The 21,690-nt window shown below is 62.5% G+C and carries 19 protein-coding genes and 1 pseudogene; 7 read left to right on the top strand and 13 right to left on the bottom strand.

The window, feature by feature from the left end; all coding sequences use genetic code 11:
• Positions 1 to 918, bottom strand: coding sequence for a LysR substrate-binding domain-containing protein (locus AWB66_RS27535; RefSeq protein WP_087633245.1), 918 nt, complete (start codon positions 916 to 918; stop codon positions 1 to 3).
• 119 nt (positions 919 to 1,037) lie between these two features.
• Between AWB66_RS27535 and AWB66_RS27530 the strand changes: the two genes are divergently transcribed.
• Positions 1,038 to 2,192 carry a methionine aminotransferase gene (locus AWB66_RS27530; RefSeq protein ID WP_087633244.1) on the top strand — a complete coding sequence of 385 codons (1,155 nt, stop codon included), beginning with the start codon at positions 1,038 to 1,040 and terminating at the stop codon, positions 2,190 to 2,192.
• Positions 2,193 to 2,214: 22 nt separating this feature from the next.
• Entirely contained in the window at positions 2,215 to 3,003 is a 789-nt protein-coding gene (locus AWB66_RS27525) for an ABC transporter substrate-binding protein (protein WP_087633243.1), read from the top strand.
• Between the two features lie 476 nt (positions 3,004 to 3,479).
• Here AWB66_RS27525 and AWB66_RS27520 read toward each other — a convergent pair whose 3' ends face one another.
• Positions 3,480 to 4,631 (bottom strand): citrate synthase family protein, encoded by a 1,152-nt coding sequence (locus AWB66_RS27520; RefSeq protein ID WP_087633262.1) that lies wholly within the window; start codon positions 4,629 to 4,631, stop codon positions 3,480 to 3,482.
• A 184-nt stretch (positions 4,632 to 4,815) separates the two neighbouring features.
• Here AWB66_RS27520 and AWB66_RS27515 point away from each other — a divergent pair, with 184 nt between their 5' ends.
• The 5 genes and pseudogenes from AWB66_RS27515 to AWB66_RS27495 all read left to right on the top strand — a co-directional run.
• The gene (locus AWB66_RS27515) at positions 4,816 to 6,174 is read left to right on the top strand and encodes an MFS transporter (protein WP_087633242.1); all 1,359 of its coding nucleotides are present in this window, start codon (positions 4,816 to 4,818) and stop codon (positions 6,172 to 6,174) included.
• Positions 6,171 to 7,199 carry a 2-hydroxyacid dehydrogenase gene (locus AWB66_RS27510; protein WP_235021256.1) on the top strand — a complete coding sequence of 343 codons (1,029 nt, stop codon included), beginning with the start codon at positions 6,171 to 6,173 and terminating at the stop codon, positions 7,197 to 7,199. Before AWB66_RS27515 ends, AWB66_RS27510 begins: the two co-directional genes overlap by 4 nt.
• A 464-nt stretch (positions 7,200 to 7,663) precedes the next feature.
• Complete coding sequence (locus tag AWB66_RS27505; RefSeq protein WP_087633240.1) at positions 7,664 to 8,383, top strand: FadR/GntR family transcriptional regulator; 720 nt, start codon at positions 7,664 to 7,666, stop codon at positions 8,381 to 8,383.
• Positions 8,384 to 8,482: 99 nt separating this feature from the next.
• Complete coding sequence (locus tag AWB66_RS27500) at positions 8,483 to 9,250, top strand: SDR family oxidoreductase (protein WP_087633239.1); 768 nt, start codon at positions 8,483 to 8,485, stop codon at positions 9,248 to 9,250.
• A gap of 74 nt (positions 9,251 to 9,324) precedes the next feature.
• Positions 9,325 to 10,182, top strand: a pseudogene (locus AWB66_RS27495) (MFS transporter); the annotation flags it as partial.
• Between the two features lie 119 nt (positions 10,183 to 10,301).
• Here AWB66_RS27495 and AWB66_RS27490 read toward each other — a convergent pair.
• From AWB66_RS27490 to AWB66_RS27440, 11 genes are all read right to left on the bottom strand, one after another.
• Positions 10,302 to 11,843, bottom strand: coding sequence for an amidase (locus AWB66_RS27490; RefSeq protein ID WP_087633238.1), 1,542 nt, complete (start codon positions 11,841 to 11,843; stop codon positions 10,302 to 10,304).
• A 28-nt stretch (positions 11,844 to 11,871) separates the two neighbouring features.
• Entirely contained in the window at positions 11,872 to 12,636 is a 765-nt protein-coding gene (locus AWB66_RS27485; RefSeq protein WP_087633237.1) for an SDR family NAD(P)-dependent oxidoreductase, read from the bottom strand.
• 46 nt (positions 12,637 to 12,682) lie between these two features.
• On the bottom strand, positions 12,683 to 13,333 hold the full coding sequence (locus AWB66_RS27480; protein ID WP_087633236.1) for an ANTAR domain-containing response regulator: 651 nt from the start codon (positions 13,331 to 13,333) through the stop codon (positions 12,683 to 12,685).
• A gap of 1 nt (position 13,334) precedes the next feature.
• On the bottom strand, positions 13,335 to 14,489 hold the full coding sequence (locus tag AWB66_RS27475) for a transporter substrate-binding domain-containing protein (RefSeq protein ID WP_087633235.1): 1,155 nt from the start codon (positions 14,487 to 14,489) through the stop codon (positions 13,335 to 13,337).
• A gap of 79 nt (positions 14,490 to 14,568) precedes the next feature.
• The gene (locus tag AWB66_RS27470; protein WP_087633234.1) at positions 14,569 to 15,555 is read right to left on the bottom strand and encodes an acetamidase/formamidase family protein; all 987 of its coding nucleotides are present in this window, start codon (positions 15,553 to 15,555) and stop codon (positions 14,569 to 14,571) included.
• A 13-nt stretch (positions 15,556 to 15,568) separates the two neighbouring features.
• Positions 15,569 to 16,276: an ABC transporter ATP-binding protein gene (locus AWB66_RS27465; RefSeq protein ID WP_087633233.1), complete on the bottom strand. Its 708-nt coding sequence runs from the start codon at positions 16,274 to 16,276 to the stop codon at positions 15,569 to 15,571.
• Complete coding sequence (locus AWB66_RS27460; protein WP_087633232.1) at positions 16,273 to 16,983, bottom strand: ABC transporter ATP-binding protein; 711 nt, start codon at positions 16,981 to 16,983, stop codon at positions 16,273 to 16,275. Before AWB66_RS27460 ends, AWB66_RS27465 begins: the two co-directional genes overlap by 4 nt.
• Positions 16,980 to 18,035 carry an ABC transporter permease subunit gene (locus tag AWB66_RS27455; protein ID WP_087633261.1) on the bottom strand — a complete coding sequence of 352 codons (1,056 nt, stop codon included), beginning with the start codon at positions 18,033 to 18,035 and terminating at the stop codon, positions 16,980 to 16,982. The genes AWB66_RS27460 and AWB66_RS27455 overlap by 4 nt, the downstream gene beginning before the upstream one ends.
• Before the next feature lie 24 nt (positions 18,036 to 18,059).
• Positions 18,060 to 18,929, bottom strand: a complete 870-nt coding sequence (locus AWB66_RS27450; protein ID WP_087633231.1) for an ABC transporter permease subunit — start codon at positions 18,927 to 18,929, stop codon at positions 18,060 to 18,062.
• A 61-nt stretch (positions 18,930 to 18,990) separates the two neighbouring features.
• Entirely contained in the window at positions 18,991 to 20,226 is a 1,236-nt protein-coding gene (locus tag AWB66_RS27445; protein ID WP_087633230.1) for an urea ABC transporter substrate-binding protein, read from the bottom strand.
• A 574-nt stretch (positions 20,227 to 20,800) separates the two neighbouring features.
• Positions 20,801 to 21,688: a MurR/RpiR family transcriptional regulator gene (locus tag AWB66_RS27440; RefSeq protein WP_087633229.1), complete on the bottom strand. Its 888-nt coding sequence runs from the start codon at positions 21,686 to 21,688 to the stop codon at positions 20,801 to 20,803.
• Positions 21,689 to 21,690 lie beyond the last annotated feature (2 nt).

Here is a 21,690-nt window from a genome sequence, read left to right as displayed (position 1 = left end):
TCACGCCGCGTGCAGATAGGCGGACAGGCTCGCGCGAGTCTCGGCCGCCTCGTCCGCGAGCCACGCGGCGAACTGCTGCAACGCGGGCGACGGCGCGGGCCGTTCCGGATAGATCAGGTAATACGCCGCGCCGCTCGGCACGCACAGCGAAAACGGCGTGATGATGCGCTTCGCGCGCAAATCTTCTTCGATCAGTGAAAGATCGCCGATCGTGACGCCAAGTCCCTGCATCGCCGACGAAATCGCCAGATCGAGCGTGTCGAAATGCTGCGCCTTCGCCGACGGCAATCCGCGGTAGCCGTAGGCCTCCAGCCAGCGCAACCAGTCGCGCCGGTCGCGCGTGGGATGCAACAGCGTTTTGTCGGCGAGATCGTCGGGCGTCGCGGCGTGGCCTTTCCTGCCTTTCCACAGACCCGGCGCGCAGACCGGCGTCAGCACCTCGTCGAACAGATGATGCGTGCTCACGCCCTTCACCGCCGGCTTGCCGAAGACGATCGCGGCATCGAACTGCTCGGCGTTGAACTCAACGCCATGCGACACCGCCGCCGTCACCTCGACCACCAGCTCGGGCCGCTCGTTTTGCAGCCGGATGACGCGCGGCAAGATCCAGCGCATCGCGCAGGTCGGACATTTCACGCGCAGCGTGCCGGACTGCGCGCCGCTCTTTTCCAGCGCCTCGCCGATCTGCGCGAACGCCTGCTGCAACGGCGCGAGCAGGATCGCCCCATGCGGCGTGAGCGCGAGCCCGCGCGCCTGGCGCACGAAAAGCGCGTAGCCCAGATGCGATTCGAGCCCGGAAATCTGCCGGCTCACCGCGCCCTGCGTGAGATTGAGGACGTCCGCGGCGCGCGTGAAGTTGAGCTTCTGCGCGACGACCAGAAACGTTTTAAGCACGTCGAGAGAAGGAAGCGGTTTCATCGGGGTTCCAGGCATGAATACGAAGCATGGCTAGTATGACAAACTTTCGATTGTCCGCCCATTATTGCCGCGGTTGAATCGACAAAAGACTCATCGCAACCGCTTCTGGAGCCGTCGTCGTGAAAAGTGCCTGCCTGCCTCAATCGAAACTGCCGAACGTCGGCACCACCATTTTCACCGTGATCGGCCAGCTCGCCGAGGAGCACAAGGCGCTGAATCTCTCGCAGGGCGCGCCGAACTTCGCCTGCGATCCGAAACTCGTCGAAGCCGTCACGCGAGCCATGCGGGCAGGACATAACCAGTATTCGCCGATGTCGGGCGTCGTCGCGCTGCGCGAGGCGCTCGCCGCGAAAACGGAGAAGCTCTACGGCGCGCAGTACGATCCGGGCAGCGAAATCACCGTGGTCGCGAGCGCGAGCGAGGGTCTGTATGCGTCGATCAGCGCGCTCGTGCATCCCGGCGACGAAGTGATCTACTTCGAGCCGTCGTTCGACAGCTACGGCCCGATCGTCCAGTTGCAGGGCGCGACGCCGGTCGCGATCAAGCTGTCGGCGCAGACTTTCCAGATCGACTGGGACGAAGTCGCCGCGAAGATCACGCCGAAGACGCGCATGATCCTCGTCAACACGCCGCACAACCCGAGCGGCAGCGCGTTCACCGCGCACGACATCGAACGCTTGACGGCGCTCACGCGCGACACGCAGATCATCGTGCTCTCCGACGAAGTCTACGAGCACGTCGTGTTTGACGGCGCGCTGCATCAGAGCATGGCGCGCCATCCGGCGCTGGCCGAGCGCAGCGTGATCGTGTCGTCGTTCGGCAAGTCGTATCACGTGACGGGCTGGCGCGTCGGCTTCTGCCTCGCGCCGGCCGAACTCACCGCCGAGATCCGCAAGGTCCACCAGTTCATGACGTTTTCCGCCGACACGCCGATGCAGATCGCGTTCGCCGAAGCGCTCGCAGACGAATCGAGCTATCTCGGCCTCGGACCGTTCTATCAGCGTAAGCGCGACCTGCTCGCGAACGCGCTCGCGGGCTCGCGTTTTGAACTCTTGCCGAGCGCGGGCAGTTTCTTCATGCTTGCACGCTTTGGCGCATTCTCCGAGGAAAGCGACAGCGACTTCGTGCTGCGGTTGATCCGCGAGGCGCGGGTCGCGACCATTCCGCTGTCCGCGTTCTACGCCGACGGCACGGACAATCGCGTGATCCGCCTTTCGTTCGCGAAGGACGACGAGACGCTGCTCGAAGGCGCGCGCCGCCTTCATTCGATCTAATACCAAACCGGGAGACTCAGGAATGCTCAGACTGAATCACAAGCTGGCGGCGGCCGTCGTGCTCGCCTGCTCGTTCGGCTGCACCGCGGCGTTCGCCGCCGACACGCTGCGCTTCGGCCTCGAAGCGCAATATCCGCCGTTCGAATCGAAGTCGTCGACGGGCGAGTTGCAGGGGCTCGACATCGACGTCGGCAAGGCCGTTTGCGCCGCCGCGAAGATGACCTGCCAGTGGGTCGAGACGTCCTTCGACGGCCTGATTCCCGCGCTGCAAGGCCGCAAGTTCGACGCGATCAACTCCGCGATGAACGCCACCGACGCGCGCCGCCAGGCCATCGATTTCACGACCGTCGTGTATCGCGTGCCGACGCAGCTCATCGCTAAGACCGGCAGCGGCCTGCAACCGAGCGTCGAATCGCTGAAGGGCAAAAGCGTCGGCGTGCTGCAGGGTTCGATCCAGGAAACGTATGCCAAGGCGCACTGGGCGAACGCGGGCGTGAACGTCGTCGCGTATCAGGACCAGAACCAGGCCTATACCGATCTCGTCGCCGGACGGCTGGACGGCACGCTCGTGCTCGCGCCCGCCGGACAAACCGGCTTCCTCTCGAAGCCGGACGGCAAGGGCTACAGCTTCGCCGGCGCGCCCGTGCGCGACGACAAGATCCTCGGCAGCGGCATCGCCTATGGCGTGCGCAAGGGCGACGACGCGCTGAAGGCGAAGCTCAACGCAGCCATCGAGAAGGTCAAGGCGGACGGCACTATCGGCAAGTACGCGAAGCAGTATCTCGGCGACATCGACATCTCGGCGAAGTAAGCACGCGCAAGCGGGGTTCGTGCAGCGTCTTATCGGCGCTGGCACACTGGCGGATCGTTTTCAAGACTGAACGACAGCAGCCTCGCCGCGCGCCTGCGCGCCCTCATTGCCGAGGGCGTACCGCCCTCGAGCTGTTCGCAAGATCTCTATCGTCCACCTGGTCGGTAACGCGGCACCGGGCGCGATGTGGGGAACACTCGAGATTTTTTTGTGAGCACGCGACTGCGTGATCTCCGTCGTTAAGAGCGAAGTAGCCCGTGACGGAAAGATGAAATGCGGTAACCAACGCGCGGATATGAGCTTGATCCATCGTTGATAAACAGCTCGTCTGCCGCGTTACCAATCAGGTTGGATACGCCGTTATCGTTGGCTCAGGCCCCCACGCTCCACATATCCGGCTGTCCGAATTTGCGCGGCCACCTCTCCTGTCTCACTACAACACGACATTTGAACTTGGGAGCCACACGATGTCGGGGCTATTCTGAAATGTCCTTGATCTCGTCAATCGCCGGGCCGATGTAATGCGCTCTGGGGCGTAAAAGAGAACCGCTCAAGAACTGTTCGATGGAGTGAGCCATCCAGCCCACACTTCGGCCAATCGCAAATAGCGAATAAGCTGCCCCGTCGGGCAGTTTGCAGTAGTCCGCCAGACAAGCGAGTGCCACATCGATCGCTGGCTTCAGCCCCGTCAGACTCTCGACGTCCGCAATCAGCGTGCGTGACTGTTCAGAGGGCTCGAAGGCCCGAAGGAGCGCCTGCGCCCGCGGGTCGCCTTGCGGATAGAGCGGGTGCCCAAACCCCGGCAGCGGCGCGCCGCTCGACATCCAGCGTTGCACCGCGGTCTCGATGCCGGACTGCTTCACGTCATCGAAAAAGGCTCGCACTCGCACATTGGCGTTGCCGTGCAAGACTCCGGACAGCGTCGCGAGACCCGAAAGCATGCACGCGCCGAGCGACGCACCCGTGGACGCCGTCACGCGTGCGGCAAACGCCGAACTGGTCAACTCCTGATCGGCAAGCATCACCAGCGCCCTACGCAGGAGATCCGCATGCCCGTCCGCGTTCCAGGCACGCGCGATTCTCAAGTGAAGTGGTTCCGCTCCCGCAGGCAGGTCGACCAAGCCGCTCGCGAGTCGGCCGATCAGCGCCGCCGCCTCCTGGCACATGTCGACAACCGCGAGCCCTTGCGCCGAATTCCCTTCGGCTGCGGCGTGCCCGATCGCGGCATAAGCGCGTGCCTGCGAAGCTTCGATGCCATGAACGGCAGGGAAAGATGGAAAGTATGGCAGCGTCACCGAGTCCAGCAGGAGTTGGGCGGCCGCTTCCAGTGCTGCATGGTCGGAGAGCTGGATGGCGTCAGTGCCACGGAAATACAGCCGTCCCCGAACGATCGTGGAGATCCGCGTGCTGACGATGGGTTCGCCCCACGCCATCGTGCTTGCGGCAATGGACTTGCGCGCGCGTCCCAGCTTGCGTTTGCTAAGCAGCGCCGCGATGTCCGCTTCCCTGTAGAGCTTGCGATTCGAATGAGCCGGGTTCCCGCGAACTTCGATTTGTCCGCGGCTGACATAGGCATACAGCGTCTGCTGGCGCACCCCCAAGGCCTCACAGGCTTCTTCCTGGGTCATCCAGTGCTTCACGTTGATTATCTCAATCAAGATTGACCACGATGGATGGGGTGGGTCTAATGCGTCACATAAACCACCCTCAAAAGAACTACGCGAAACTGTCCCGACGCCAGCAGCGCTGCTTGCTACATGGTGTCGCGGCTCCGTCTTTTGCGACCGTTCAGGGACATAAAAGGAGACATCGATGGCGTCAGAACGTACCAGTCAGTATATAGCGACCGCTTCGGACCGAACGACCCGCACGCGATATACGATCCTCGCCATGATTCTGCTTCTGGCTACGGTGGCGTACGCCGATCGCGCCATTCTCTCCATCGCGGGCCCGGGCATTTCGAAGGAATTCGGCCTGAGTCCCGTGCAGTTGGGCTATGTGCTGTCGGCTTTCAGCTGGGCCTACGTCGTGGGTCAAATACCCGGCGGGTTGCTGCTCGATCGTCTCGGCACCAAGATGATCTATGGTTCGACGCTCGTTCTGTGGTCCATCTCGACGATGCTGGTCGGCTTCATCGGCAAATTCACGTCGGACGTTTCTGTGGCGCTTGGCCTGCTCTTTGCGCTGCGTTTCGCGCTCGGCCTGATCGAAGCACCGAGCTTCCCGGCCAACAGCCGCGTCGCCGTGATGTGGTTCCCGAAACAGGAGCGTGGCCTTGCGACGTCGCTGTTTGCATCGGCATCGTATTTTGCAGTGGCGATCTTCTCTCCGTTCGCCGGCTGGCTCGTGGCGAAATTCGGCTGGCCCGCCCCGTTCTTCGCGTTGGGCGCGATCGGCATCGCGGCGGCAGGCGGGTGGGCCGTCATGATGCATGAGCCGCGCAACCATCCCCGTGTATCGAAAAGCGAGCTCGACCACATCATCGCGGGCGGCGCGATGGTCGACATCGACTCCAAGCGGGAGTTGGCGGCCCGTCCGAGATTGTCGCGGGGCATGGCGCGGATGCTGCTCGGCAACCGGATGCTGTGGTGCGCGTATATCGGTCAGTACTGCACCATCGCTTTGAGCTACTTCTTCATTACCTGGTTTCCGATCTATCTCGTCCAGGCGCGCGGCATGAACGTCATGCAGGCAGGCATCGCGACGATGATCCCGGCCATTTCGGGCTTCCTCGGTGGCATCGCGGGCGGCGCCATTTCGGACTGGCTGATTCGTCGCGGATGGAGCGTTTCATGGGCCCGCAAGACGCCGTATATCGTTGGCATGTCGGTGGGCTGCAGCCTCGTCCTGGCAGCGTTCGCCGAAAGCAACACGGTGGTCGTGCTGCTGATGGCACTCGCTTTCTTCGGCAAGGGTGCGGCAGCGGGCGCAGGCACCTGGGCCATCGTCAGCGATACGGCGCCGCGCGAAGCGGTGGGTCTCGCGGGTGCGATCTTCAATTGCGTCGGCAACATCGGCGGTATCGTGACCCCGATCGTCTTCGGATACATCGTTCAGGCGACGGGCGCCTACACGGCCGGACTGTATTTCGTTGCTGCGCACTGTCTTGTCGCTGCCGTGATCTATCTGTTCTTCATGGGAAAGATCGAACGCGTAAAGATGAGCGCGTGAGCGGTCCTGACATCAATCGATTTCAACTTATGCAATCACCGGATATGCTTAAACCGACCATCCTGAATGCGGCCGAATTGCCTGAGCGCACGAACGCAGAGCTTAAAGCGCTTTTCAGGGTCCTCGATCTGCCGAAGGAACCCACATCCGCTTCCGCGTTTCTCGAAGAGCATGGGCATGAGATTCGTGCCATCGCGCTGCGCAAAACGAAGATCGACGCCGCATTCCTCGACGCCGTTCCTGCCCTCGAGATCATTTCCAGCTACAGCGCCGGTCTCGACAACGTGGACGTCGAGGCCACCAGGGCGCGAAAGATCAGGATCGAGACGACTTCTTGCATCCTCGCCGAAGACGTGGCGAATGCGGCCCTTGGGCTCGCGCTTGCCGTCACCCGTGACTTCGTGAATGCAGATGCCTTCGTTCGCGCCGGACGCTGGCCGGAAGAGAAGCACTACCGCCTTGGCCGCTCCATCTCGCGCATGAAAATCGGGATTGTCGGACTCGGCACGATCGGCTCGGCGATTGCCAGGCGATTGCAGGCGCTCGGCTCAAGCATTGCGTATTTCGGCCCTGCCCGTAAGCAGATCGACCTCCCTTATTACGACGACGTGGTCCGGCTGGCGCGAGACAGCGACATGCTGATCCTGACCTGTCCGCTTTCGTCTGCAACACATCACTTGGTCGATGCCGCTGTCATCGATGCGCTCGGTCCTCGCGGGTACATCGTGAACATTTCCCGCGGTCCCGTCATAGACGAGAGCGCACTCATCGCTGCCCTTGCGGCAAACAAAATAGCCGGTGCCGCACTGGATGTTTTCGAACATGAGCCGGTAGTTCCGGAAGCACTTATCCAGGATCGTCGACTTGTGCTGACGCCGCATATTGGCTCGGCGACCGAGGAAACGCGCCTGCGCATGGCCGATAACGTCGTTGACACACTCGCGAGTCACTTTGGTCTTGCTGGTCCACGCGACGCGATGGACTACAGGAAGACGGCTGACGATGCGGCGCGAAGCACTAGCTGACTTCGAGGGGATTATCTCCAGGCCCTGCGCTCCACAGCTGACAAAAGCTACGTGGCCAGCGCGAAATAGCCGGGAAGAAGCGCTGTAGCCCATCAGTGTTGCCAAGCGGATACGCGCATGGCTTGACGAACGTCGATAGGCGACTCGCACCCGGCAATCATCGGCTGGTCACGCACCGGCTTTCTAGGTGATGCATGCACAGTCTGTATAGATAGCTATCCTTAGTATTTCGTATGCCTAATTCATGTTGGCGCAAGCGACGAGGGCGCACTCGACGTCGCGCACGCGTCGGGGCGCTTGGATCGGACCGTTCGATGAGACGCGCGGTTCCATCAGATTTGGCTCGGTGAGCCGCCACACGGCGCAAATCACGCCGCTCCCTTCCTGCGGGTCTTCCCGCATTGCAAGCAACCCATTTTCCCAACTATCTTTCTACATCATACGTATGACCTAGAGAGACAACAATGGCAACCCTTCACCGGCAGGTTCTGAATCGAATGGGCGAGCAGATCTGCTCCGGCAAATTCGCGCCGGGCGAGATTCTGCCCGCCGAACCCGTGCTCGCCGAGCAGATGCAGGTGAGCCGCATCACGATCCGCGAGACGATGAAATCGCTCTCCGCTAAAGGCATGCTGGAAGTACGCCGCCGTTACGGCACGATCGTGCTCCCGCGCTCGCAATGGCAATTGTTCGATCCGGACGTCATCACTTGGCGCGCACGAGCGGGAACGCTCGACCCCGGCCTCATCGAGGATCTGATGGAGTTGCGCCTGATCATCGAGCCGAATGCCGCCAGGCTCGCCGCCAAGCGCGCCACGGACGATGACCGCAAGGCCGTGCGGCGCGCTTACAAGGCGATGGAACGAGCCGTCGCGGGCCACGGCGAGTACGTTCCCGCCGACCTCGCCTTCCACGGCGCGATCCTCACCGCCTGCCACAACCAGTTCGTGCAGCAGATGCAGAATGCCTTGTCGGCGATCCTGCGCACGAGCTTCGAACTCAGCTCGGAAATCGCGGGCGGCCCGGCCCGTTCGCTGCCGATGCACGAAGCGCTTTGCATCGCGATCGAGAAAGGCGATCCGAAGGCCGCGGAGCAAGCGGTCCTCACGCTCATCCGGCGCGCCGAGAAGGACTTCGAGGATCGGGCTGCGCTGAACAGCACCGTCAACGAGAAGCCCGCCTGAGCGCTTAGGCGCCGCAACCCACGCACACATTCATCGCGACCGGCAAGCCGGCCGCGAGGGGCGCACTCGCGCCTTGATCAACACGCGAAAGGAAAACGCATGACATCGCTATTCGATCTGAGCGGCCGCACAGCGCTCGTGACGGGCTCCGCAAGAGGCATCGGCTTCGCGCTAGCCGAAGGGCTCGCCAGTTCGGGCGCCGCCGTGATCCTGAACGGCACGCGCGCCGAAACCGTTGCCGAAGCGACGAACCGGCTCGAAAGCAAAGGCTTCAAGGCGCAAGGCCGCGCCTTCGACGTCACCGACGAAGCAGCCGTCGCCGACGCATTCGCGCAATGGGACAAGGACGGTGTACAGGTCGACATCGTCATCAATAACGCGGGCATCCAGTTTCGCAAGCCGCTCGTCGAACTCGAACTCGCCGACTGGCAGCGCGTGATCGACACGAACCTGACGAGCGCGTTCATCGTCGCGAGAGAGGCGGCGCGCCGCATGATCGCGCGCGGCACGGGCGGCAAGATCATCAACATCGGCTCGCTGACGAGCGAAAGCGCCCGCGCGACGGTCGGTGCCTACACGGCGGCGAAGGGCGGCATCAAGATGCTGACCCGCGCGATGAGCGCCGAGTGGGCGTCGTCGAACATTCAGGCGAACGCGATCGGCCCGGGCTACATCCTCACCGACATGAACCAGGCGCTGGTCGACAACGCCGCCTTCGATGCGTGGGTCAAGAGCAGCAATCCCTCGCAACGCTGGGGCAAGCCGGAAGAGCTCGTCGGCACAGCGGTGTACCTGTCGTCGCAGGCATCGAGCTATGTGAACGGCCAGATCATCTATGTAGACGGCGGCTGGCTCGCCGTGCTCTAAACCCAGGACTTCGCGGGAACAAGAAGAACAGCCCGCGCCCAACCCATCGCTTGCAGTAACGATCCGGAGACATCATGGAAAGCGTCAAACCCGTGGCACCCCAAAGATGGTGGTATCTGATGCCCATCATCTTCATCACTTACAGCCTCGCCTACCTCGACCGCGCGAACTACGGCTTTGCCGCTGCCGCCGGGATCGACAAGGATCTCGGCATCACGCACGGCATGTCGTCGCTGATCGGCTCGCTGTTCTTTCTCGGCTACTGCCTGTTTCAGGTGCCCGGCGCGATCTACGCGCAACGCAACAGCGTGAAGAAGCTGATCTTCTTCAGCCTGATCCTGTGGGGACTGTGCGCGGCGGCGACCGGCATGGTCAGCAACATTCCGATGCTGATGGTATTGCGCTTCGTGCTCGGCGTGGTGGAGGCGGCCGTGATGCCGTCGATGCTGATGTATATCAGCCGATGGTTCACGCGCACCGAACGCTCGCGTGCCAACACGTTTCTGATTCTCGGCAATCCGGTGACGGTGCTGTGGATGTCGGTCGTGTCGGGCTATCTGGTCCATAGCTTCGGCTGGCGCGAGATGTTCGTCATCGAAGGGCTGCCGGCGATCGCCTGGGCCATCGTCTGGTGGTTCACGGTGAAGGACCGCCCCGCCGATGCGCCGTGGATGAGCGAAGCCGAAAAGACGGAACTCGCCGCGCGCCTCAAGGCCGAGCAGGCGCACATCGCACCGGTACGCGACTACAAGACCGCGTTTCGCTCGTCTATCGTGCTCAAGTGCTGCGCCATCCACGCGCTGTGGAGCATCGGTGTGTACGGCTTCATCATGTGGCTGCCGTCGATCCTGAAGCAGGCGTCGACGATCGACATCGTGTCGGTCGGCTGGCTCGCGGCCGTGCCGTATCTCGACAGTGCGCTGGTTGGGCTCGGCGGGCAGCCGTCGCGACGATGCACGCGAGCCGCTCGGTCTCCCCCGACTCGCCGGGGGCTGAACATGTCACGGCGCGCTTAAACTTCGCCTCCGGGACATTCATTGCGCAAACCGATTCAATCCAGTATCGAAGCCTTCCGAGCGCCCGCGCCAAGCTCATACGCATAGGCGTATCCAAGCAGCGCCGCCTCATCCCATTGGCGACCGACGAAGATCAGCCCGAACGGAGATCCGGACTCGTAATAGCCCGCCGGTACCGCGATGCCCGGCAGCCCTGCAATGTTGATCTCACCGACCGTCGTCTCCTGGATGGTTTCCTTGCCGTGAAGCGCTGGAAGTTCACATCGCATCTGCGGAAAAATGAGTGCATCGAGTTGATGCCCGTTCATGACTTTCTCGAAGATGCTTAGATAATGTGCCTTGAGTTCGACGAACTCGGGCATCTCCGGCGGCAACGACGGATCGGCCAGCGCAGCCTTGAAGTCCGCGAGGCTCTGCATATAGTGCAGCACGCCGTCTTTACCGAAAGCGTCTTCGTCCCGGGTCGCTTCAGCAAATTCCGCAAAGGTTTTTAGCGCAGCATGCTTGCCGAGCCGCTGTAGATATTTTTCGAGATCGTATGGAATCGATTCGAGGCCGCGCGCGTCGAAATTGCGGAGCGGCGGGGTCGGCTTTCGCAATTCGGCAAATCCGGAGCCGTCGAACGGATCGTCGATAAGGATCGCGCCCAGCGCAGTGAGTTCGCCCTTGACTCGCTCATACAGCGTCGCGGCTTCATCGGAAAGCGGCTGCGCGCGCCATCCCGGCCCGTACAGACCAATGCGTTTGCCGCTCAGTGCATGCTTGTCCAGTTGCGCCGCGTAGCCGCCTTCCGGCAGCCGTCCGACGCCGGCGAGCGTCTTTGGGTCTTCGCTCGAATATCCCGCGAGGATGTCGAGGCAGAGCGCTGCGTCCCTGACGTTGCGCGCGATGGGTCCCACGACATCCCGATTGCCCGACAGCGGCACGACGCCTGCATTCGGAACCAGCCCGATGGTCGGCTTGATGCCGACGAGGTCCTGCGCGGAAGCAGGATTCTGAATCGACCCGCCGGTTTCTTCGGCAAGTCCAAGAACCGCCATGCCCGACGCCACCGCCGACGCCGTGCCCGCGCTGCTGCCTCCTGGTGCGCGGTCGGGCATCACGACATTGATCGTGGGCCCCGCCCAGCTGTCGTTCGCGTGCGTGCCCATATGGCTCAGGATGGGGACGTTCGTCTTGCCGAGCAGGATGGCGCCCGCGCGCCGCATGCGCGCGACGACCGGTGCGTCGCGCTCGGGCATCAGGTCGATGCCGCCCTTCTTGCTATACAGCTTCGCCCATCCCGCAGTGGTCGGAAAACCGACCATATCCATCGGGTCCTTGATGACGACCGGCACCCCCGCGAGCGGGCCGAGTGGCTCGCCGGCAGCGCGCCGTTCGTCGATATTCCGCGCATCGTCGATTGCCGCCGGGTTCAGGAAGATCAGCGCATTGTATTTGCCGTTATAGCGTTCGATCCTCTCGAAGCAGGCGCGCGCCAGCTGCTCGGCCGTGAACCTGCCGGCCCGAAAACCCTCCTGCACGATCTCGACCGTCAGGTTGTCGAGGTCGAAGTCCATCGCACTGCCTTTTTCCATTCGATGCTCCTGTTGAGTTGGCCCTGCCTCAGAGTTGCACGCCGCGCGTGAGCGCGCCGTCGACGACGAAGTTCGCGCCGCTCACGAAGCTCGCGGCCGGGCTCGCGATGAACGCCACGGCATTGGCGATCTCCTGCGGCCTCGCCATGCGTCCGGTCGGATTGAGGGCAAGCGCGCGTTCGAACAGCGCCGCATCGTTATGCTCGATCCAGTCCCACACGCCGCCTTCGAAATACACGTTGCCGGGCGACACCGTATTCGCGCGAATGCCTTTCGATGCCAGTTGATTCGCGAGCCCCTGCATGTAATGCACGAGCGCGGCCTTGAACACGCCATACGGCCCTGCGGCGAAATCGATCTCGCGTGCCGAGACGCTCGATATCGCGACGATCGATGCGGCCTTGCTTGCCGTCAGGAACGGCATCGCGGCATCGACGAGATTGACCGTGCCGAGCAGATCCGTCTCGAACTCCTTGCGCCACGATTCGATGTCGTTGCCGATCGCCAGCGCGCTGACGTTGGCTACGACGATGTCGAGTCCGCCCCACTGCGCGCCGACGCTCGCGACCCACGCCTTCAGCGCCTCGCCATCCGACACGTCGACGGCCGCGCCAGAGGCGCGCGCGCCGCTGATTTCCGCCAGCGCGCTCGCCACCGACGCGACGCTGGCTGCGTCGCGCGCGCAAATGGCGACATCCGCGCCTTCCGCGGCAAGCGTTCGCGCGATCGCGAGGCCGATGCCCTTGGTGCCGCCGGTCACGATCGCCTTCAAGCCCTTCAGTTGCAGGTCCATGCTGGTCGCTCCTATGCGTATCCATGAGTAACGTTCGACGGCGCGCTCACTCCTTCTCGCGCCGCGCCTCCGATGCCATACCGCGCGTGATCTGCAGCACGTCGCTCGCCTGAATGACCGAGTGGCAGATATCGTCGATGGTCACGCGCTTCTCCATCGCCTGCGCGCGGAGCATGTCGTACGCCTCGCGTTCGCTCACGCGGTGCATGGTCATCAGAATGTCCTTCGCTTCCTGCAGATGCCGGCTGTCGAGCAGCTTCTGCTCGAGCTTGGCGATGCGCTGCGAATGCTGACGCGCGCGCTTCGCGTGATACAGCGCCATCACCACGCTGGATAGCAGCCCCGACGCGCGGATCGGCGTCGTGACGATGCCGTCCGAACCCATCTTGATGGCCTGATCGATGAAGGTCGGATTCTCGTAGCTCACCACGCAGATGACGGGCGGCGCATCGGGTCCGGACCACTCGCTCTTCGGCGCGCGTTCTTCCGGCAGCAACGCGCGAAACACCAGGTCCGTCCTGTCGGGCAGCGTGTCGGTCGGCGGCCAGTAACGTTCCACCTGAAAGCCGATGCGCCGCAGATGGTTGGTGAGCGTCTGCCCGTCGTCGTCATCCGGATGGAAGACGACGACGCGAGCATTGCGTTCGAGGATCGAGCTCGTCAGGCTTCGCTGGCCTCTGTCCGTTCGCGGGCTCACGTCAGTAGTCCCGCGTGCTCAGCTTCGTCACCCAGTCCCCGAGCGTCTGGCGCGTCATGTACGGATCGGGGCCGACGGCGAATTTCGATTCGCGCAGAATGGTGAACTGGCCGTCCGCGTTGGCGCGACCGATGCGCGGGTAGAGCGCCATGTGATGATTGACTGGATCGATCCGCACCCGGCCTTGCGGGGCGGCAAATTCCGAGCCGAGGAGATGCGGCATGATGGTTCCGATCTCGTCCGAGCCCGCACGGGCGCAGGCTTCGGCGAACATGTGCATTTGATAGTACGCGGCCTCCCAGTTCATGTCCGTGGGTGTATCCGCGCCAAAGCGCGACTGATGATGGCGCACGGCGCGATGATTCTCCGCCGCGTCGATGCTCTGGAAATAAGGCGCGGCCGTGTAATGCCCGGCCGCAATGCCCGGCTCCATTGCATGAATCTCGGTCTCGGAGGTATTGAGGCTGCCGATGGGCACCCGGGACGGATCGAAGTCCGCGTGCGCATAGGCATCGTAGAGATAGGGCACGGTCGCACCGATGACCGTACAGAAGATCCAGTCGGGCGACTTGCGCCTGATGTCCGCGACGACCTGTGCGAACTGACCGCGCGTCGCGTCGAGCGGGAGGTAGCGCTCGCCGAGAATCGCGCCTTCGGGATGCTGAAGCAGGAGTTCCTGCATCGTGCGATTGCATTCATACGGATAGACATAGCGCGAACCGACGAAATAGACCCGCGCGCCGAAACTTTCCGTCATGAAGTCGGCAAGCTGCACGCCGTTCTGATTCGGCGAGGCGCCGCTATAGATGATGTTGTCGGAATATTCGAAGCCCTCGTACATCTGCGCGTAGAACAGCAGTCGATTGTGCTTCTCGACGACGGGCAGCATCGCCTTGCGGCTGGTCGACGTGTACCCGCCGAAAATGGTGTTGACGCCGTCCTTCACGATCAGCCGCTCCGCAAGCTCGCGAAACGCAGCCGGGTCCGAAGCGGGGTCGTAATGAAGGGCGACGAGCTCGCGCCCGGCGATGCCGCCGCGCGCGTTGATCTCCTCGATGGCGAGGCACGCGCCGCGCCACTGGGACTGCTCGAGCAAGGCGGTCGAGCCACTTGTCGAGCAAAGAAGGCCCACTCGGATGGGATCGGATAAAGCCATTTCGTGACACCCTCTCGAATGCGCGCGGCACGGACGCCGCGCGTTGATCGTCTTGCCTCTGATCTAATCGGCTAATGTGTCACTTGAGGTAGTGCTTCGCGACCATCGCGCCGACCGTATATTTTGGATCGACAAAATTACCCAGGCGAACCTTGCCGACCTGGCTCAGCATCATGTACGCGTCCCACTTGTCGAAGCCGTATTCGGCGGCCATCCACAATACGAGTTCGCGATAGGCGATGCGAGTCGCGTCCTCCAGCGGCCGCGCGCTGCCGATGCTCATCAATGCATCCTCGTTCTCGAGGCGCGGCCAGTCGATCTTCCAGTGCTTGATGAGATCGACGCGAACGGTCGTCGTGCTCTGATATTCGACCGCTGTGCCACAGACCTCGCCATCGCCCTGGCAGGCATGGGCATCGCCGATGAAGAGCCGCCCGCCCGGCGAACGCACCGGCAAGTACGTGATGCTGCCCGGGCCCATGTCGGGCACGTCCATGTTGCCGCCGTGATTGTCGGGCGTGAGCGAGTTGATCGAATCGATCTCGGGGGAAAGACTGAGCGTGCCGATATGCGGCTTGTATGGGAGCGTGTTGCGCTTGCTCCAGTATACGTTCTCTTCGTCGATCCTGATCTTGCGCACGATTTCCGGCAAAGGCTCGTTGAGCAGCGCGGTGTAATCGGTGCCGGTCAGGCCGCCGAAGTTCGGGATCATGCAGCAAAAGCCGTGCGGGTCATCGCCGCGCGGCGCCATCTTCTCGATATACACGGCGACGACATCGCCCTTCTCCGCGCCTTCGATCATGATCGGCCCGTTCTGCGGATTGAGAAACGGCACCTGCAGGACCTGCGACGGCTTGTCCGTCTCCTCCTTGATCTTGCCTTCGAAGGCATCACGCGTTTCGACCACGACGCGATCGCCCGGCTTCACGTGCAGCACCGGCTGCGAGTACGGACCGATCGTGTAGTGATACGTCTTTTGCATCTCCTCGGTGAGATGATGTTCCACCGGTTCACGATCGGCGCCGACACCGCGCTTCATCATGATCGATTCTTCAAGCCATTTCATCTTCTGTTCTCCGTCACAGTGCCAGGTACTGGCGAATCAGTTGTTCGTCCCCGAGCTGCGAGGGACTCAGTGTGTCGACGATACGGCCCTTGTCCATCACGCAGCAGCGCGTCGCGATGCGTTCCACCATGCCCATGTCCTGCTCGACGAGCACCACGCCGATGCCCGTCTCGCGCGCGATCTGCTGCAGCGTCTCGCCGATCAGGTCGACGATCGATGGCTGGATGCCCTCCGACGGCTCATCCAGCAGCAGCACCTTCGGCGCACTGATGAGCGCGCGAGCGATTGCCAGTTGCTGCTGTTCGCCGCCACTCATGGTTCCCGCTTTCTGCTCGTAGCGATTCTTCAGAATAGGAAAATAGCCGACGACTTTCTCTCTCATTTTCGCCGCTTGCGCGCGATTCGCCTGCGCGCCGACCTGAAGGTTTTCCGCGACCGTCAACGCGCCGAAAATCTCCCGACCCTGCGGCACATAGCCCATGCCTTTTTGCGCGCGAACGTACGGTTTCTCGTGGCCGATCGCGTCGCCGTCGAGTGAGATTTGCCCGGCATCGAGCCTGACGAGGCCGATGAGCGCGCGCATCAACGTGGTCTTGCCCACGCCGTTGCGCCCGATCAGCGCCAGCACTTCGCCTCGTCCCACGCCGAATGACACGCCGTTGAGCACGCGTCCGCCGCCGTAACCCGCTTCCACGCCTGACACTTCGAGCAACGCGCTCATTTCTTCTTCCCCAGATAGACTTCCGCGACATCGTCACGTGCGAGGATCTCCTCAAGCGGCCCGTCAGCGAGCAGACGGCCGCCATGCAGCACCGTCACGCGCGAGGCGATCTGCTTGACGAAGGTCATGTCGTGCTCCACGACCATCATCGTGAGCCCGGCCGCCGACAGACGCTTGATGAGCTCGCCCGTCGCGTGCGTCTCCTCGACCGACATGCCCGCCACCGGTTCATCGAGAAACAGCAGCTTCGGGCGCAGGGAAACGGCCATCGCGATTTCGAGCCACTGCTTCTTGCCGTGCGACAGGTTGCGCGCGAGCACGTCCTCCTCGTTCTCCAGCATGAACCGCTGCAAGAGTTCTTCGAGGCTCTCAGGGCGGTCGTCCCTGGCGCGATGCAGCGACAACTGCAAATGCTGGCGCACGCTCAGATCCGGGAACACGCCCGGAATCTGGAACTTGATGCTCATGCCCATGCGTATGCGTTCGTGCGGCAGCACATGACTCATGTCCTGACCGAGAAACCTCACGCTGCCTTCGGACGGATGATGCTCGCCGGTGATGAGCTTGAAGAACGTGCTCTTGCCCGCGCCGTTCGGCCCGATCACGCAGCGGATTTCGCCGGCGTCGATCTTGAAGTCGATGCCATTGATGACGTGCGCGCCTCCGAAGTGCTTCTTGAGTCCGCGCGTTTCCAGCAGCGTGGTCATGACTTGCCCTCCTCTCGCCTGATGCAAGTACGGCCGTGCCGCGCGGCCACGTTGTTGCGGCTCGACAGACGACGCAGCTGCCGCGACACGAACGGCAGCAAACCCTCGGGCGCTGCCAGCACGACGATCAGCAGAATCGCGCCGAGCAGGATCAGCGCATACTGGCTGCCGTACACCGCGAGACTTTGCGAGAGCCACACGAGGAACGCCGTGCCGAGTATGGTCCCGCCGATACTCTTCCTGCCCGACGTCGCGACCCAGATGACCGGCATCGCCGCGGCGGTGAGGCCCATCGTCGATGGCGTGATGTAGGAGCCCCAGATCGTGTACAGCGCGCCGGACAATCCACCGAGCGTGCAGCCGAGCACGAACACCAGCAGTTGATGGCGGCGGATATCGACGCCCAGCATCTCCGCACGCTGCGGGTTCTCGCGAATGGCGATGAGCGTGAGGCCGAACGTGCCGTCGAGCAGCTTGCGCATCGCTGCATAGACCACGATCAGCAGGATCAGCACGAGGTAATAGAAGCTCGCGTTTTCCAGCGTCAGGGGCCCGCCCGGCCAGGGGATCGTCAGTGGCGGCATGCCGCCCATGCCGTTGTATCCGTTCAGACGCGCCTCGCCGATCGCCCATTGCGGCCCCGCCGTCTGCGACATGAAGGTTTCGAGCACGAGCGTCACCGAAAGCGTGACGATGCCGATGAACACCCCCTTGATGCGGCCATAGAAAATCATGTAGCCGATCAGCGCCGCGGCGACGACGCTCGCGACCAGCCCCGCGCCGAGACCAAGCCACGAATCGAACCACGTGTCGCCGTAATTCAGCGTGAAGATCCCGTAGCAATAGCCCGACAGTCCGAAGAAGGCGGTCTGCCCGAACGACAGGATGCCGCCGTAGCCCCACATCGCGGCGAGCCCGAGCGCGCTGAACGCCCACAGGAGGCAGTACGCGAGATTGCCGCTGGTGTTCGCATCGACGACGAGCGGCAGGCACAGCGCCACGAGCCACGGAACGCTTTGCAGCGCGCGCGTCGTGGCGCTCGTCGAAGGCATGTTCAATTGCTTCAAGTCAGCCTCCTAGCGCAAGCGCGTGAAAAGATTGCCGAGGCCCTGCGGCATCAGCCGGATCACGACGATGACCGTCACCAGCAGCCCGATCTGCCCGAATAACTGACCATAGGACGCCGTGAGCGCCGTCTGGATGATGGCGAGCACACCGGCGGCCGGCGTCGTTCCCGCGATTACGTTCGCGCCGCCGACGACCACCGATACGAACGCCTGCACGATGAAGTTGCTGCCCATCGTCGGCACCGCCGTCATCGTCGGGGCGTAGAGCGCGCCCGTCAGACCGGCGAGGCCCGCGCCGAGCGCGAAGGTCAACGTATAGAGCCGGTCCGTGCGCAAACCGAGACATTGCGCGATATTGGGATTCTGAATCGTCGCGCGGGCGCAAACGCCGTAATTCGTCTTGAAGAACAGCAGATAGAGTGCGAACAGAATCGCCAGCGCGATGACTGGCAGCACGGCGCGATACGTCGAAAACGAATAGTCACCGAGTGCGAAGGACCCGAACGGCGTGCCGATGCCTTCGAGCGACGGACCGGCGATGAGCAGCATCGTCTGCTGCACGATGAGGCTGATCGCCCACGTCGCCACGACGGAATCGAACAGGCGGTCGTACAGATGCCGGATCACGAGCCGCTCGATGACCACGCCCGCGAGCGCCGCCGCGATCGCGCCGAGCAGCATCGCAAGCGGCAGCGGCACGCCGCGCTTGGCGGCGAGAATAGTGGCGTAGGCGCCGCACATGATGAACTCGCCATGCGCGAGATTGATGACGCCCATCATGCCGAAGATCACCGCGAGACCAAGCGCCGCGAGTACCAGATAGGCAAAGCTGTCGCCGAACTGATAGATGACGGAATAGAGAACGGATAAGGTGGCCATGCTTGCTCCACGTTCAGGAGGCGGGCGCGCCGTGCCTTAAGCAACGGCGCGCCCGCTTGAATCAGGACTTCTTGGGCAGGTTCGACGGCGAGTACTGACGGTGATCCGGCTTGTTCGGCAGATCGCAGCCGACCTTGCCGAGCCAGTACGGTTGCACGTCGTTCCAGACCTTGGGAATCTCGACGGAATGATCCTCCTTCACGTGCACGAGGTAGATCGTGTGACTGGCGTGATGGCTCTTCGGGTCCATGCAGACCTTGCCTTGCGCGCCTTCCGTGCAGATGTCGCCGCTCTCGAGCGCCTTGCGCACCGCATCCTGATTCGTCGACTTGGCCTTTTCGACGGCGGCCTTGTAGAGGAAGATGGCGTCGTACGCGTTCGCCGCTTCCTGGTTGATGTACGGCTCGTTCGGGAACTTCGCGTGGAAGCGCTTCTTGAAATCGTTGCTGGCGGGTGAATCGACTTCTTCGACGTAGTTCGCCGTCACGTACATGTCCTTCAGCGCAGGCGGTTTGAAGCGCTTGTGCTCATAAGCCTGACCGACGTTCACCGAGCTTGCCATCGGCATGTTCAGATGCGCCGAAGCCTGCTGCTCGTAGTACGACGCCTGATTCGCGCCGACCAGCAAGGTGACCACGAAGTCGGGCTTCGCCTTCTGGATGTTCTGGATGGTCTGCCCGAATTGCGATACGGACAGGGGAATGAATTCCTCGCCCACCATCGTTCCGCCGTTCTCCTTGACGATGTTGCGCACCCACTCTGCGGAAATCTGCCCGAAGTTGTAGTCGGCGGCGATGGTGTACACCTTCTTGCCGTACTTTTGCATCATCCAGGGAATGAGCGTCGAGAATTGCTGCTCGGGCACCGCGCCGGTCACGAAGGTGTTGGTGTCGCAGACGCCGCCTTCGTACTGGTTGTCGTACCAATAGAGCTGATGCGCCCGGTCCATGATCGGACGGATCGCTTCTCGCGAGGCGCTGGAGAATGCGCCAAAGATGACGTCCGGTTTGTCGGTCTGAACCAGCCGCCGCGCGAGTTCCTGGAACTTCGTGTTGTCGGACTGCGTATCGTAAGCGATCAGTGACACCGGACGTCCGAGGATGCCGCCCTTTGCATTGATCTCATCGACCGCCAGTTGCGTGGCGTGGATCTTCGGAATCGTTGCCAGTGCAAAATTGCCCGAGGCGTCTTCCAGTAAGCCGATCTTCACGGGATCGGCGGCGCTCGATGCGAGCGAAGTCAGTGCAAGTCCTGCGGTGAGGGCGAGACGCGTCCAGCCCGACAGCTTCAGCAACATGCGGGTTCTCCAGAAAAGAAGACTAAGACAGGGGAAAACTGCGGACAAAAAAAAGCCCCCTGCCGAACCAGCGGTTCGTCAGGGGGCTTCTGTGCCGGGTCCTCGGGCGGACATCTTTGTCAGGCCTCGAAGGATGAACCAGTGTAAAGCGCCATATTTTTATTTGTCAATCAGCGGTCAAAAATCGACGGGAGCACACGATTCCGAGATCGCCACCTACGCGCCCGCCCGACCGCCTCTCGACACTGGCGGAGCCTCGCCAGACGTGAGGACGATCACGATGACGACAGTCGGCTCTGTCGGCACTTGATTGCACTCGCGCGCAACCCGCGCGTCCCAGTCGCCGTTCGAGGTCTTAGCTGCACTTGCCACAGCGAGCCAATCTCAAAGCGCTAAACATTAACTCCGTCGTTGCACTTCGGTTTGAAACCGCCTTTGCACGAACGACGTGTTGATAGTGATGCGGTCGACAGGCAGCGGTATGAGGCACGCAACGCTCGATTAGCCGGTGCCGAAATCGTCGAGCGAGAAGGCACGCCAAGCCTTCGTACGCTACCGTGTAACCGGAGCGTCGTCACACTTTCCCTTCCGCCACGGAACGATCCGTTTCGGCGAGCATCTGCACGGCATCGTGGTGGTGATGAATCGCGTACGCGGAATAGATCACGTCCAGCACCGCGATCTGCCCAATCTTCGCGGTGGTGGATTCATGCGGCTCCGGGCGTTCGAAGCCGTCGGTCTGCTCGGCGGTCAGCAGTGAGATGTCCGCATGACGGGTGATCGGCGAGTTCGGGAACGACGTGATGCAGACCGTGTGCGCACCCTGCTCCTTGGCGATCTGCAGCGCGCGCACTGTCGCCTTCGTGCGTCCGGAATTGCTGATGCCAAACACGACGCATTTCGAATCCAGATTGAGCGATGCGAACTGCTGGATGCTTTGGTCACGATAGAAGATGCACTTCTTTCCCACGCGGAAAAAGCGCACCACTCCGTTCTCCGCTGCAAGCGCCGACGTTCCGGTCGCGAAGAATACAACGTATTCGCAGGCACTGAGCGCCTGAACCACCTGCGCGACCGTCTCGGGCCGCAGCTTCGCCATCGTCTGGTCGAGTGTCTCACGCAATGCGCCGTGCACCTTGCGCACGACGATGTCGAGCGGATCGCCCGGCTTGATGTCGTCGTAGATCTCGCGTGTCTCGCTGACCGGCAACTGCTCGCGGCGGCGCGACAGTTCCTCGGCCAGCGAGATCTTCATCTGCTGGAAGCTGTCCAGGCTGAATTCCTTGACGAAGCGCGTCACCGTCGCTTCCGACACGTCGCACTTTTCCGCCATCTCGCGGATCGTCATCGATTTCGCCTGCGCCGGCGAGCGCACGATATATGTCCCGATGCGGCGCAGCGCAGGATTCAGTTCGGGCAGTCGCTCGCGGATCACCGCAATCGTCCCGTTGGCAGCAGTCATGT

The organism is Caballeronia telluris (assembly GCF_001544495.1).
GTDB classification, from domain to species: Bacteria; Pseudomonadota; Gammaproteobacteria; order Burkholderiales; family Burkholderiaceae; genus Caballeronia; species Caballeronia telluris.
The sequence above is the reverse complement of the archived record's forward strand: the minus strand, read 5'-3'. Positions and strand labels throughout refer to the sequence as shown.